Genomic DNA, 13,078 nt, shown 5'->3' with positions numbered 1-13,078 from the left:
TTGATGCTCCTCGCACGCGGCGCACAGCACACCTGACCCGCGTTGCCGGTTCAGGTCGGGCCGGGCCTCTGGAGAGCCGCCGTCGGACGGATGTCATCGCCGCGGCGATGCGGCTGCTCCTGGTGAGCGCAACGGCTGCATTCGGCGAGCGCGACGGCTGCTCCGGTGGGCTCGGCCACCGGGCCACCGGGACGCCCGCCCGCTGAGCCGCGGGCGAGCCCCCGCCCGCTCGCCTCATGCGGTCACGGACAGCTGGAACGGATCATCCGGTCCGCGTAGCCGGCGAGATGCTGCGCAGATCGAGGTTCCAGTCCAACTGCTGGGCCAGAATGTCGTCGCCGGGACGCTGAGGTGCCGGTGCCCCGCCGGGGCGCGAAGGGGCGCGGGTGCCGCGGGAGATCTCTCCGCTGGCGGTGATGTTGTGCTCGACGCGGGGGCGGCGGCACGCCTCGTAGAGGGAGAGCGCGCTGTCCAGGTCGGGGGTGTCCCGCAGGGACTTGGCGAGGACGACGGCGTCCTCCAGCGCCATCGAGGCCCCCTGCCCCGTCGCCGGTGAGGCCGCGTGCGCCGCGTCCCCGATGATCAGCGTCCGTCCGGAGCGCCAGGGGGTGCCGAGCGGAATCTCGGTGGCGTTGGTGGCCATGAGGTCGTCGGTGGAGGCCGCGACGATGTCCGCGGCGGGGGTGGCGTCCTGGCGCAGCATCCCGACGAGCCGCCGGCGCCAAGAGGACGGTGCGGGGTCCGCGAGTTCCTCGGCGGGGATGGCGTCCCCGCCGACGCGGGCGAACCAGTACGTCTCCCCGTCCGGCGAGACCGCGTAACCGAAGGCGGTGCTGCTGCCCCGCACCATGGTGATGTGCCCCGTGTCCTCCGCCGGGGTGCCGCGCGTGTAGCCGTAGAGCACGCTCTGCCCCGCGTAAACAGGCTCGGTGCCAGGGGCGATCGACCGCCGGACGGTCGAGTTCAGGCCGTCCGCACCGACGAGCAGATCGCCGGTCGCGACACTGCCGTCGGCGAATCGCGCGGTCACCCCGTCCGGGCCGTTCTCCACGGACACCAGCCGCGCGCCGTGCGACAGACCGATCCCCCGGCGCAGGGTCTCGGCCTGCAGGGCGGCGTTCAACTCGCCCCGGCGCAGGCACCGGTACCGCAGGAGCGTGTCGTCGGCCTCTCCGAGCGGCACATGGGCCGTTTCGCCGCCCCGGTCGTCGAGCAGCCGCATGGAGCGCAGCGGAAAGCCGAGCGCCGTGACCACGTGCGAGGCGTCGAGCTGCGCCAGTGCGCGCATTCCGTTGCTCGCCAGGGTCAGGAACGCCCCGATGTCCTCGGCCGTGTCGCGATGCGCTTCGTGCACGGCGACGTCGAATCCCGCCTTGTGCAGGGCCAGCGCGGTCGCCGTGCCGGCGATTCCGCCACCGATGACCAGGATGCGTGTCACGTACCAGTCCGCTCTTCCGCGTGGGTCCCGTCGGGCGTCCGCGTCCCATGATGCACCGGTAGCGGCGAAGCCGTCGTGCTGCTCCTGAGTGTCTGTCCGAATACGACGGTCACGACTGACTCGCGCCGCACACCACACGTCGGGGGCACGGCGTCCCCGGCCCCCTTCTGCATGACGCCATGTCAGCCGGCTGTGGTCCCGGCGGCGCGCCGGCGCCTCTCCTTCGACCCGCGGGCCCCACCGGCGGGGTCGGGCACGGTGCGGGGCCGGGCCTATGAACCGCCTGGCTGGTGTGACCTTGCCTTGTCTGCTCCAGCACGCCGACGGTCCGTCGACTGGTGGCCGTGGACGCCGGAGGCCTTTCGAGGAAGCGCGGCGGCGTGACGTCCTCGGCTCGGGGAAATCACCCCTTTTTGCCCTTCTCGAGTTGCTTCGCGAGGCCCGTGTCGACCTTGGTCGCCTCGCGGTACACCGTGTCGGCCATGTCGGCCAGTCCGGAGAGCTGCTTGTCGATATCGCCGCGGCCGTCTTCCCAGTTCTCCTCGAAGCTCTCCATCTTCTCCACGACGCCGTCGTCGCCGACCTCGTCCGCGTAGGAGGCGAACATCTTCTTGGTGGCGTTCATCCGGCCCTTGATGGACCGCAGCCGGCCGCCGAAGCCTTCGAGCTCGCTCAGCGGTATCGCCAGCCGTCCCTCGTCGCCGCTCACCCGGAACCTCCCCCGCAGCAGTGTCATCACTTCGTCACGTGAGCAGCCAGCCTAGGCACAGGCCCCCTCCGCCGCACCACCCCGTTCCCGCCCGGCCGTAGGGTGGGCGGCTGCCCCGGGGACAGGATCGGGCTACGGGAGGGGAGCGGCGATGAGCCGTCGAAGCGAAGCACAGACCATCGAGCGCAGCGGATTCCACATCAAGGTGCCGAAGTCCTGGTGGGAGTTCGACATCCGCCCCGCATCGCGCGACGACACCATCCGGCAGCTGGTCAACGAGCGCGTCCGGCAGCGCCCGGAGTTGGCCGAGCACCGGGACGCCTTCACCTGGTTTCTGCAGAAGGCCGCCGGGGACGCCTGGCAGTCCGGGGCGCTGTACTGCGGCTGCATGGCGGAGTCCTTCGGCGGCGCGGCGCCCGTGACCGCCTCGGTGACCGTGTCGGTGATCGGCGCCCGTACCGGTGACGGCGAGATCCTGCCGACCGATCCTCAGCTCATCGCCCAGCAGATCAGTCCCCGGCCGGCGAAGCGGGACGGCGATGCGTGGCGCGAGGTCACCACCGTCGAGATCCCGCAGGTGGGCCCGGTGGCGCGGACCTACGGGATCGAGGACGTCACCGTCCCCGGCGACGAGCGCACCGTGCGGGCGGTGCTGATGCAGACCTTCATCCCCGTCCCCGGGCAGGAGGGCACGGTGGCGCTGGTGTCCGGCAGCAGCCAGGTACTGGACCTGGCGGACTCCTTCTTCGACATGTTCGACGCCATCACCTCGACATTCCGCTTCGTGTGACGGCTCGGCCGCACCGCAACCGCCTCGCTGATCAGCCCGGCTTCGCATGCCTCGCCGTAACCGCCTTCACCCGTATCAGTGGCGGAAGTTAGGGTGGCGCCGCGGCATCACGACGACTGAAGTCGAAGGCGTTACGGGGGAGTTGACGTGGGCGGGCATCGTCCGACGGACTGGCATGTGCTGGATCTCGACGGGGATCCGGTGCCCGGTGATCCGGACAGGGTGCGACATCTCGCCCGCGAGCTGCATGAGTTCGCCGAGGATGTCGGTACCGCGCTGCGGGGGATCCGCAACATGTCCGCCGAGGACGCGGTGCAGAAGTGGTCCGGCCGCTCGGCGAAGAAGTTCAAGGAGGCGTTCGACGGCGTCCCGGGCAATCTGCGGAAGCTGCGGACCTCGTACGAGATGGCGGGCGATGCCATCGCCGCCTACTGGCCGAAGCTCGAGCGTGCCCAGGCCCTGTCGATACGGGCGCTGGCCAAGGGCCGTGAGGCGCGCGCGGATCTGACCGAGGCACAGGGGCGGCTGGATTCATCCACCGACTGGGTGAAGACCGCCACTGCTAAGACCAAGGCGTACGACGACGCCAAGGGCCCCGAGGCGCCGGACGAGTCCAAGGTGCGGGCGGCGACCCGCAATGCCCAGCAGGCGGCCTCCGCCCGTAGGGACGCTCAGGGCACGGTGGACACCGCCCAGTCGGCTCTGGACGCCGCGAAGGCGATGGCTCAGGAGGCCAAGGAGCTGCGCCAGGAGGCCGCCCGGGTCTGCAAGGACAAGCTGGAGGAGGCCTCCGACGCCGGTATCCAGAACCGTCACTGGTGGGAGGAGGTCACCGACTTCGTCAGCGACAACTGGGACACGATCGTCTCGGTCTGCAAGGTCGTCGTCGCCGTCGTCGGCATCGTCGCGATGGTCATCGGTGGCCCGATCCTCGCCGCCATCGTGGTCGTCGCGGCCCTGGTGGTACTCGCCGACACGCTCAACAAATACAGAAAAGGCCAGGCCGGCCTCTTCGACGTCGCTATGGCGGCGCTGGACTGCATCCCGGGCGCCAAGGGATTCACCAGCCTCGGTCGCCTCGCCAAGGGAGCCAAAGCTCTCAACAAGACCGGGCTCAAGGGCATGGCGCTCGGCGTCAAGGGCATGGGCAAGAACGTTCGCGGACTCGGCCGCGAAGCGAAATCGCTGGTCTGCCGCACCGATCCGATCGACATGGCGACCGGCGAAATGGTCATGTCCGCCACGGACCTCGAGCTTCCCGGCGTGCTGCCACTCGCCCTGCAGCGGCATCACCGCACCAGCGTCCGCAGCGGCCGGTGGTTCGGACCCACCTGGGCCTCAACACTCGACCAGCGCCTCCTCCTCGACGCCTCCGGCCTCCGGTTCTTCACCGAGGACGGCATGGAGCTGCACTACCCCGTCCCCGAGCCCGACCTCTCCGTCCTCCCCGTCGAAGGCCCCAGGTGGCCCCTGACCTGGGACGGCGCCGCGCAAGGCACCCTGACGGTCCACCGCCCCGACACCGGGCAGACCCTGGCCTTCCGGCCGCAGCCCAACAACCCTGCCCACGAGCTCTCCCTCGCCGAGATCCGGGACCGGCACGGCAACACCGTTGCCGTGCACTATCAACCCGACGGCACGCCGGGCGAGATCGTCCATCAGGGCGGATACCGCATAGGTGTGACCACCGAAAGCGGCCGTGTCACCGCCTTGACTCTGCTCAGCGCCCCCGACCGGCCCACCCTGCTGCGCTACGCGTACGACGCGCGCGGCAACCTCACAGGGGTCTACAACTCCGCCGACCGACCGCTGACGTTCGTCTACGACGAGGCCGGCCGCATCACCGGCTGGCAGGACCGCAACGACGTCTGGTACCGCTACACGTACGAAGACGGCTGCTGTGTCGCGACCGAGGGCGCCGACGGGTTCCTCAGCAGCAGCATCGTCTACGACACCGAGAGCCGCCGCACCCTGTTCACCGATGCCCTCGGGAACACCACGGTCTACGAGTTCAACGACAGCTATCAGATGATCAGGGAGCGGGACCCGCTCGGCAACGAGACCCTGCGCACTCAGGACCGGTACGACCGCATCACCTCGGTCACCGACCCTGTGGGCCTAACCACCCGCTACACGTACGACGAGGCAGGCCACCCGACCGCCGTCATCCGGGCGGACGGATACCGGAGCACCGCGGAGAACGGCGAGTTCGGGCGGCCGGTCACCGTGACCGAAGCCGACGGAAGCGTCTGGCGGATGGAGTACGACTCCTGCGGTGAGCTGACCCTCGAAACGGATCCCACTGGTGGCCGGGTCTCGTACCGGTACGACGACATCGGCGCCGTCACCGCGATCACCGACGCCGCCGACCGCACCGTGCTGATGGAGACCGACGCCGCGGGCATGCCGATCGCGGTCACGGACGCCGAAGGCGCCACCAGGCGACTCGAGCGCGACCCCATGGGCCGGCTCATCGCCCAGACCGAACCGGACGGCTCCGTCACCCGGTTCGCCTGGACGCCCGAAGGCAAGCTCAGCCGGCGCACGCTCCCGGACGGCACCACCGAGCGCTGGACCTACGACGGCGAGGGCAACCTGGTCGAGCACACGGACGGTACCGGGCAGACGACTCGCTTCGAGTACACCGGTTTCGACCTGCCCGCCGCTCGGACCGACCCGGACGGCTCGCGCCTGGAATTCACCTACGACCGCGAGCTGCGCGTGACCTCGGTGACCAACCAGCTCGGCCGGTCGTGGCAGTACGAGTACGACGCGGTGGGCCGGTTGTCCCGTGAACGCGACTTCGGCGGACGCACGCAGAGCTACCGGCACGACGCCGCGGGCCGGCTCGTCGAGCGGACCAATGGCGCCGGCGAATCCACCGTGTACGTACGGGACACGCTCGGCAAGGTGCTCGAGCAGCGCACCACCGAGGGCGTCACGACCTACGCGTACGACCCGGTGGGCAATGTACGCACGGTTCGGAGCCCGCACGCCGAGTTGAGCTACGAACGGGACCCCCTCGGTCGCGTCCTTGCCGAGACGTGCAACGGCGCCACCGTTCGCTCCGCCTACGACGTGCTCGGCAGGCGCATGCACCGCGTCACCCCCACCGGTGCCGAGAGCCGGTGGGAGTACGACGGGCGGGATCGCCCCGTAACGCTGCGGACTGCGGGCAGGTCCGTCAGCTTCGCCTACGACGACGCGGGGCGGGAGGTCGAGCGCCGGGCGGGCGACGCGGTGCTCCACCAGACGTGGGATGCGCGCAATCGCCTGACCTCGCAGACATTGACGGCGAGCGGCGGGCCCACCGCCGGCCCTGCGCCGGAGCCCGTGCAGCGCCGCACGTACGCCTACGGTCCGGACGGCACGGTCGCCGCCATCGGCGATCGGCTCACGGGCGACCGCGCCTACCGCACCGACCACGCCGGGCGTATCACCCACGTACAGGCGGCGACCTGGTCGGAACGCTACGCGTACGACGCCGCCGGCAACCTCGCACAGGGCGAGCCCTCGGGGGACGGCGCAGAGCCGTCCGCCACCGACGCGCTGCCCATGCGGAGCCCGGGCAACGTCCGTTACGAGTACGACGCGCAGGGCCGCGTAGTGCAGCGCCGCAAGAAGCGCCTGTCGAGAAAGCCCGAGGTCTGGCACTACGTCTGGGACAGCGAGGACCGGCTGGTCGGGGTCACCACCCCGGACGGCACACGCTGGCGGTACACCTACGACCCCTTCGGCCGCCGGATCGCGAAACAGCGGCTCGGGGCCGACGGGCTGACCGTGGTGGAAGAGGTGCGGTTCACCTGGGACGGCTTCGTCATGGCCGAACAGGTCACCCGGACCGGCGACGAGCCACCCCGGTGCACGGTCTGGGACTGGGAACGTGATCGCTTCAGCCCGGTCACCCAGGTCGACCGCATCCCCGCGAAGGACCGGCCGCAGGAGTGGGTCGACGAGCAGTTCTACGCCATCGTCACCGACGTCGTCGGCACTCCCGCGGAACTCGTGGACGACACGGGCACGGTGGCATGGCACGCGCGGACGACGGTGTGGGGCAGCCCCCTGGACGCCGGCTCCGGCTCCGGAGAGGCCTACTGTCCGCTGCGCTTCCCCGGCCAGTACCACGACCCCGAGACCGGGCTCAACTACAACTACCAGCGGCATTACGACCCGGACACGGGGCAGTACGCCTCACTCGACCCCCTCGGTCTGGCGCCGGGCCCCAACCCGCGTTCGTATGTGTCGAATCCGTTCTCCGCGGTGGACCCGCTGGGGCTCGCGCCCGACTGCGAGCGTGCGCTGCAGGGGGCACGGGACCGGGCGGACAACGAAGCGCTGAAGCCGGGCGCTAATAAGCACAATAGGCCGACAAGTTCGGCGGGCTTGGTCGTACCGGGGCATCGGCAGGCGTTCACCGGTGCGAATATGAAGGGAGGCGGATACCACGACCTGCACCCGCGCGTGCAAGCGGCGTATGACAACGTGCCGGCGAAGACCAAGGAGCTGACAGGGGGACAACATTCGCGTTGCGGCGAGGCGGAGGCATTGTCGAATGCCCTGAACGCTGGGGTCGAGCCACGCGGTGGAGTGATGGCTGCTGTCGAAGTCCGGCCACCGGGTAACGGAAAGCTTGGCGCACCCAAGGAAATCTGTGGGTCGTGCCAAGATGTGCTTAACCAGTTCGAAATTACGGCGGTGACCTAAACATGAAGGATGTATCTGGGCCACGGTGGTCGGCGGAGACCGACCGGGTGTTGCGGGAGGCGGGCTGGCACCCAGGACGCTCGGTGTCCACAGCGGAGTGGGAGCGCGTGTTGCAGGAGCACGACGAGTTCGAGATCCATCCAGCAGCGCAACACTTCCTGGTGGAGTTCGGCGGACTGGCTTTGACGCTGTGGTCCCCCGGCAGCGTCAAGCCGGTACGGGTAGAGATCAGCTTCGATCCCGCGCTGGCCCAGTGGGACCAGGAGATTTTCGAGGTGCTCAGCGAGCAGGCAGGCGCCGAACTCTATCCCCTTGGCATGACCAACAACCGCAACACATACCTTTGCATGGCGCCAACGGGTAAGGTCTACACCGGCATGGACGACGCGTACTTCCTGGCAGAAACCGGCGACCAGGCGCTGGAGAAACTCCTCGATAGGACCCGTTAACGTATTGCGACGCGGATCCGGGAGACGGGGGCGGCACTAGGGTGCGGAACGGATCCAGGCCGCGGTGGTCGGCGAAGGCCAACGCACTGCTGGAAGAGGTGGGTTGGCGCCCAGGGCGTTCGGTGTCCGCGGCGGAGTGGGAGCGCGGGCTGCAGGAGCATGACGGCTTCGAGATTCATCCAATGGCGCAGCGCTTTCTGGCGGAGTTCGGCGGGCTGAATGTGACGCGGCTGTACGTCGGCACCTTCACAGAGGTGCGGGCGGAGGTGGTCCTCGACCCTGCGCTGGCGAAGGGGAACCGGGAGAGCTTTGACGTGCTCAGCGCGGATGTCGGCGCCGAGCTCTACCCGCTCGGTATGACCGCCAATCGAAGGGCATACCTCGGCATGACGTCGGCCGGCACCGTCTACGCCGGTATGACGGACGCATGCTTCCTGGGGGAAAGCGGCGACCAAGCCCTGGACAGGCTCGTAGGGCAAATCATGTAGCGCAAAGAACGCTCGTTGAGCCGTACCGGCCTTGCGGCTCGGAACGCGTTCGGGCTCACGACGGCCATCCCGTCCACGATCTCACTGAGCAGCAGAGGTTGGTTCCGCCGGGGCTTGGGCTGGGCGGTGGAGTATAGCGTTTGTTATACTCCACCGGGTGGATGCCGAATGGGAGATCTTCCTCGTCGACGAGGTGCGTGAGTGGATCGACTGCCTTGAGGGCCCCGCGCACGCCAGAGTGGTTCAGGCGCTGGATGCGCTGGCGGAGGGCGGGCCAGGGCTGGGGCGTCCGCTGGTGGACACCATTCACGGCTCCTCGATGGCGAACCTGAAGGAATTACGTCCCGGCACGGTGCGGATTCTGTTCGCCTTCGACCCGTGGCGCTGCACCATTCTGCTGGTGGCGGGGGACAAAGCGGGGCGGTGGAACGAGTGGTATCGGGAGGCCGTTCCGCTGGCTGAAGAGCGCTATGAGATCTATGTGAAGGAACGAGCCCAGGAAGAAGGAGGGCAATCGTGAGCGGCTACACGCGCTGGCGGGACATCCGTGCTGAGAATGTTGCCCGCGCCGGCGGTGAGGAGGCGGTGCGGGAAGGCAAGGAGGAGCTCCTCGCGGAGATGACCGGGCGCCGTCTGGCGGAGCTGCGACGAGCCCGCGGGCTCACCCAGCAGGACGTGGCCGATCGTATGGGTGTCACCAAGGGGCGCGTGTCGCAGATCGAGCGGGGGCACGTTTCAGGGCAGGACGTTCTTGCGCGGTTCGCCGTCGCGCTCGGCGGACGTCTTCACCAGGCCATCTACTTCGACGATGGCGACATCGCTGCCATCGCCTGAGCCGGGCCTGTGCCGTGCGACTGTGCCCGGCACGTGCAGTTCGACCGAGCGAGGCAGAGCCTGAGCGGGCCTCGCTGACGAGGTCGGGCCTTGTGAGAGGCTGGCTCGTATGAACCGGCTGGCTGGCGTGACCTCGCCCTATCTGCTTCAGCACGCTGACAATCCGGTCGACTGGTGGCCCTGGACGCCGGAGGCCTTCGAGGAAGCGCGGCGGCGCGATGTGCCCGTTCTGCTGTCGGTCGGTTACTCCGCGTGCCACTGGTGCCATGTGATGGCCCACGAGTCCTTCGAGGACGAGGCGACCGCCGCCCAGCTCAACGAGCACTTCGTGCCGGTCAAGGTGGACCGGGAGGAGCGGCCGGATGTGGACGCCGTCTACATGGAGGCGGTGCAGGCGGCCACCGGGCAGGGTGGCTGGCCGATGACGGTCTTCCTCACCCCGGATGCCGCGCCCTTCTACTTCGGTACGTACTTCCCGCCCGAGCCGCGCCACGGGATGCCGTCCTTCCGGCAGGTCCTGGAGGGCGTGCGGGCCGCGTGGGACGAGCGCCGTGACGAGGTCGGGGAGGTCGCCGGGAAGATCGTCCGGGATCTCGCCTCCCGCTCCCTGTCGCTGGGTTCCGCGGGGGCGCGGCCGCCCTCCGAGGAGGATCTGCACGCGGCTCTCCTCGGCCTCACCCGCGAGTACGACGCGTCGTACGGGGGATTCGGCGGGGCCCCGAAGTTCCCGCCGTCGATGGTGATCGAGTTCCTGCTGCGGCACCACGCCCGGACCGGCTCCGAGGGTGCCCTCCAGATGGCCCGGGACACCTGCGGGGCCATGGCGCGCGGCGGGATCTACGACCAGCTCGGGGGCGGCTTCGCGCGCTACGCCGTGGACCGTACGTTCACCGTGCCGCACTTCGAGAAGATGCTCTGGGACAACGCCCTGCTGTGCCGGGCGTACGCCCATCTGTGGCGCTCCACGGGGTCCGCCCTCGCGCGCCGGGTGGCGCTGGAGACCGCGGACTTCCTGGTGCGCGAACTGCGCACGTCCGAGGGCGGATTCGCCTCGGCGCTCGATGCCGACAGCCCCGCGTTCGAGGGCGAGGGGGCCGGCTCAGGCCGGCCTGTCGAGGGCGCCTACTACGTGTGGACGCCAGAGCAGTTGCGCGCCGTGCTGGGCGAGGAGGACGGCCGGTGGGCCGCCGAGGCCTTCGGGGTCACCGAGGAGGGCAGCTTCGAGGAGGGCGCCTCGGTGCTCCGGCTCCCCGCCGACGGTCCCGGACTCCCGGGCGACGACGTCGTGGAGAGCGACGTCGGCGGGAGCGGTGTCGAGGAGAGCGACGCCGTGGGGCGGCCCGGAGGCGCCGCCGCACAGAGCATGGGGGCGGAGCCGGCCGCGGGGACGGAGCGGAACGCGGGCGCAGGGCAGGCCGCGGACGCCGAGCGGATGCGGTCGGTCCGGGAGCGGCTGCTGGCCGCCCGCGAGGAGCGCCCGCGCCCCGGCCGCGACGACAAGATCGTCGCCGCGTGGAACGGCCTGACCGTCGCGGCGCTCGCGGAGACCGGCGCCTACTTCGGCCGGCCCGACCTGGTCGAGGCCGCCCTCGACGCCGCGGACCTGCTGGTCCGGGTGCACATGGATCAGCAGGGCCGGCTCTTCCGCACCTCGCGCGACGGCGCGGCGGGCGCGCACGCCGCGGTTCTGGAGGACTACGCAGATGTCGCCGAGGGCTTCCTCGCGCTGTACTCGGTCACCGGCGAGGGCGTCTGGGTGGAGTTCGCGGGGCTGCTGCTGGACACCGTGCTCCGCCATTTCACCGCCGAGGACGGCTCGTTGTACGACACCCCGGACGACGGGGAGCCGCTGATCCGCAGGCCGCAGGACCCGACCGACAACGCTCACCCCTCGGGCTGGTCGGCGGCGGCCGGGGCACTGCTCGGCTACGCCGCGCTCACCGGCAGCTCCCGCCACCGCGAGGCGGCCGAACGGGCCCTGGGCGTCGTGGGCGCCCTGGCGGCGCGCGCGCCGCGCTTCATCGGCTGGGGGCTGGCGGTGGCCGAGGCCGCGCTGGACGGGCCGCGCGAGGTGGCCGTGGCCGGTCCGGAGGCGGACCCGGCGACGGCGGCGCTGCACCGTACGGCCCTGCTCGGCACGGCCCCCGGCGCGGTCGTCGCGGTGGGCGCCCCCGCGGCGGGGGAGGCGGACGTTCCGCTGCTGCGCGACCGTCCGCTGGTGGACGGCCGCCCGGCCGCGTACGTCTGCCGTCACTTCACGTGTGACGCGCCGACGGCCGAGCCGTCGGAACTGGCCCAGCGGGTCGGGACCCGGGTCGGCTGAGTCCGGGCCTGCCGGTGCAGCGCGTCGGGTCCCGCGTCGGCTGAGTCCGGGCCTCCCGGTGCAGCGGTCGGGTCCCGGCTCGGCTGAGTCCGGGCCTCCCGGTGCCGGTCTTGGCCCCGGCCCCGGGGCGGACCGGGACCTCGGACCGGCCCGCCCCGGCCGGACGGGCGCCGTCACCCCCGCGAGGGGTGCGCTCCGCGAGTGAGAGGTGCCCGCGGACGCCCCGGCCCGGCCCCGGAGACACGCCCGGCCCGGTCCCGGAGGTACGCCCGGCCCGGTCCCGGAGGTACGCCCGGCCCGGTCCCGGAGGCGCGGCCGACCCGCCCCCGGCGGTACGGGGAGCGGTGCGCTCAGCCGACGGGAGGTGCTCGCCGGGCCGGTCAGAGGGCGAAGCCGTGGGTGAGGGTGGTCATGGTGTGGTCCATGACGTCCTCCACGTCACCGTCGAGGCCGCCCTCGGCCCAGTGCAGCAGCGTCTCGTGGAGGGCGCCGAGCACCGCCGCGGTGAACACCCGGAGGTCCAGGTCGTCGGCCGGGCGCCCGGTGCGTTCCGCGAGGACCCGGCACAGCAGGCGCGCGGTGTCCGCCTGCCTCTCCCACATGCGGGCCCGCAGCGCCGGTACCCGAAACACCAGGCCGGCCCGGAGGGCGAGCTCTTCGCGCCCGTCGGCGAGCAGTCGGCGCAGCGTCTCGACCACGACGTGCCGTACGGAGTCCAGGGGCGGCTCGTCCTCCGGCCGGGCGCGCAGCGCGCCCTCCAGCAGGGGGTCGTACTCATCCGTGAGGACGATGTCCTCCTTGGTGGGGAAGTAGCGGAAGACCGTGCTGGGGGAGACCTCGGCCGCCTCGGCGATCCGCTCCACCGGGGTGGCGTCGTACCCCTGCTCCTGGAAGAGCCGGTAGGCGGCCCGGCGGATCGCCTGCCGGGTTCTGATCTTCTTCCGTTCACGCAGCCCGAGTCGGGGGACGGGGGCGCCGGAGGGGGAGACGGCGGTGCGTGCGGAGATCATGCGGATCATTGTCGGGGATGGGGTCTCCGCGGGACCACGGCAGCGGTTCGGCCACCGCTCACGCGTCGCCGGGAACACCCCGTTCCGGCCGGAATCCGGCAGCGCGGCGCACCGTCGACCACGCCCCGGGCATGGACAAGGCCGCGGCCTCCGGGGCCACGGCCAGGGGGAGAACAGGGGACGGGGACGGCGCGGGGGACAGGTAGGGGGCCGGGGACGGGCCGAGAGCGGGAAGGGGCGGGAGCGGGAAGGGGCGGGAGCGGGAACGGGGACAGGAGCAGCGGCGACAACGGGACCGGATTCGGGAACCGGAACCGGAACCGGAGGAACGAC

11 protein-coding genes and 1 pseudogene are annotated in these 13,078 nt (G+C 70.9%); 9 read left to right on the top strand and 3 right to left on the bottom strand.

Going from position 1 to position 13,078, the window contains the following annotated elements; translation table 11 throughout:
* Positions 1–206, top strand: a 206-nt coding sequence (locus AC3EQ1_RS11655; RefSeq protein ID WP_432094252.1) for a hypothetical protein, incomplete at its 5' end; no start/stop codon positions are given.
* Between the two features lie 56 nt (positions 207–262).
* On the opposite strand, the gene AC3EQ1_RS11650 is transcribed toward AC3EQ1_RS11655, so the two are convergent.
* Positions 263–1,438 carry an FAD-dependent oxidoreductase gene (locus AC3EQ1_RS11650; RefSeq protein ID WP_432094251.1) on the bottom strand — a complete coding sequence of 392 codons (1,176 nt, stop codon included), beginning with the start codon at positions 1,436–1,438 and terminating at the stop codon, positions 263–265.
* 274 nt (positions 1,439–1,712) lie between these two features.
* On the opposite strand from AC3EQ1_RS11650, the pseudogene AC3EQ1_RS11645 reads away from it, so the two are divergent.
* Positions 1,713–1,826: pseudogene (locus tag AC3EQ1_RS11645) on the top strand (DUF255 domain-containing protein); the annotation flags it as partial.
* 15 nt (positions 1,827–1,841) lie between these two features.
* Here AC3EQ1_RS11645 and AC3EQ1_RS11640 read toward each other — a convergent pair.
* Complete coding sequence (locus tag AC3EQ1_RS11640) at positions 1,842–2,147, bottom strand: hypothetical protein (protein ID WP_432094250.1); 306 nt, start codon at positions 2,145–2,147, stop codon at positions 1,842–1,844.
* A 151-nt stretch (positions 2,148–2,298) separates the two neighbouring features.
* Between AC3EQ1_RS11640 and AC3EQ1_RS11635 the strand changes: the two genes are divergently transcribed.
* From AC3EQ1_RS11635 to AC3EQ1_RS11605, 7 genes are all read left to right on the top strand, one after another.
* Complete coding sequence (locus AC3EQ1_RS11635) at positions 2,299–2,937, top strand: hypothetical protein (protein WP_432094249.1); 639 nt, start codon at positions 2,299–2,301, stop codon at positions 2,935–2,937.
* Positions 2,938–3,084: 147 nt separating this feature from the next.
* The gene (locus tag AC3EQ1_RS11630) at positions 3,085–7,641 is read left to right on the top strand and encodes a DUF6531 domain-containing protein (protein WP_432094248.1); all 4,557 of its coding nucleotides are present in this window, start codon (positions 3,085–3,087) and stop codon (positions 7,639–7,641) included.
* Positions 7,642–7,643: 2 nt separating this feature from the next.
* Positions 7,644–8,090, top strand: coding sequence for an SUKH-3 domain-containing protein (locus AC3EQ1_RS11625; protein WP_432094247.1), 447 nt, complete (start codon positions 7,644–7,646; stop codon positions 8,088–8,090).
* A 41-nt stretch (positions 8,091–8,131) separates the two neighbouring features.
* Entirely contained in the window at positions 8,132–8,578 is a 447-nt protein-coding gene (locus AC3EQ1_RS11620) for an SUKH-3 domain-containing protein (protein ID WP_432094246.1), read from the top strand.
* A gap of 157 nt (positions 8,579–8,735) precedes the next feature.
* Positions 8,736–9,098, top strand: coding sequence for a type II toxin-antitoxin system RelE/ParE family toxin (locus AC3EQ1_RS11615; protein WP_432094245.1), 363 nt, complete (start codon positions 8,736–8,738; stop codon positions 9,096–9,098).
* Complete coding sequence (locus tag AC3EQ1_RS11610; protein WP_432094244.1) at positions 9,095–9,412, top strand: helix-turn-helix domain-containing protein; 318 nt, start codon at positions 9,095–9,097, stop codon at positions 9,410–9,412. Before AC3EQ1_RS11615 ends, AC3EQ1_RS11610 begins: the two co-directional genes overlap by 4 nt.
* A gap of 109 nt (positions 9,413–9,521) precedes the next feature.
* Positions 9,522–11,735, top strand: a complete 2,214-nt coding sequence (locus tag AC3EQ1_RS11605) for a thioredoxin domain-containing protein (protein ID WP_432094243.1) — start codon at positions 9,522–9,524, stop codon at positions 11,733–11,735.
* Positions 11,736–12,115: 380 nt separating this feature from the next.
* Here the strand turns inward: AC3EQ1_RS11605 and AC3EQ1_RS11600 are convergent, their stop codons facing one another.
* Positions 12,116–12,754 carry a TetR/AcrR family transcriptional regulator gene (locus AC3EQ1_RS11600; protein ID WP_432094242.1) on the bottom strand — a complete coding sequence of 213 codons (639 nt, stop codon included), beginning with the start codon at positions 12,752–12,754 and terminating at the stop codon, positions 12,116–12,118.
* Between the last annotated feature and the right edge of the window lie 324 nt (positions 12,755–13,078).

The organism is Streptomyces sp. bgisy100 (assembly GCF_057709105.1).
Note: the sequence above shows the minus strand (reverse complement) of the source record. Positions and strands in the feature narration are given on the sequence as shown.

Coding starts and splice junctions, on each gene's coding strand:
- AC3EQ1_RS11600 (WP_432094242.1), bottom strand. CDS start 12,754: ATGATCCGCATGATCTCCGCACGCACCGCCGTCTCCCCCTCCGGCGCC.
- AC3EQ1_RS11635 (WP_432094249.1), top strand. CDS start 2,299: ATGAGCCGTCGAAGCGAAGCACAGACCATCGAGCGCAGCGGATTCCAC.
- AC3EQ1_RS11605 (WP_432094243.1), top strand. CDS start 9,522: ATGAACCGGCTGGCTGGCGTGACCTCGCCCTATCTGCTTCAGCACGCT.
- AC3EQ1_RS11625 (WP_432094247.1), top strand. CDS start 7,644: ATGAAGGATGTATCTGGGCCACGGTGGTCGGCGGAGACCGACCGGGTG.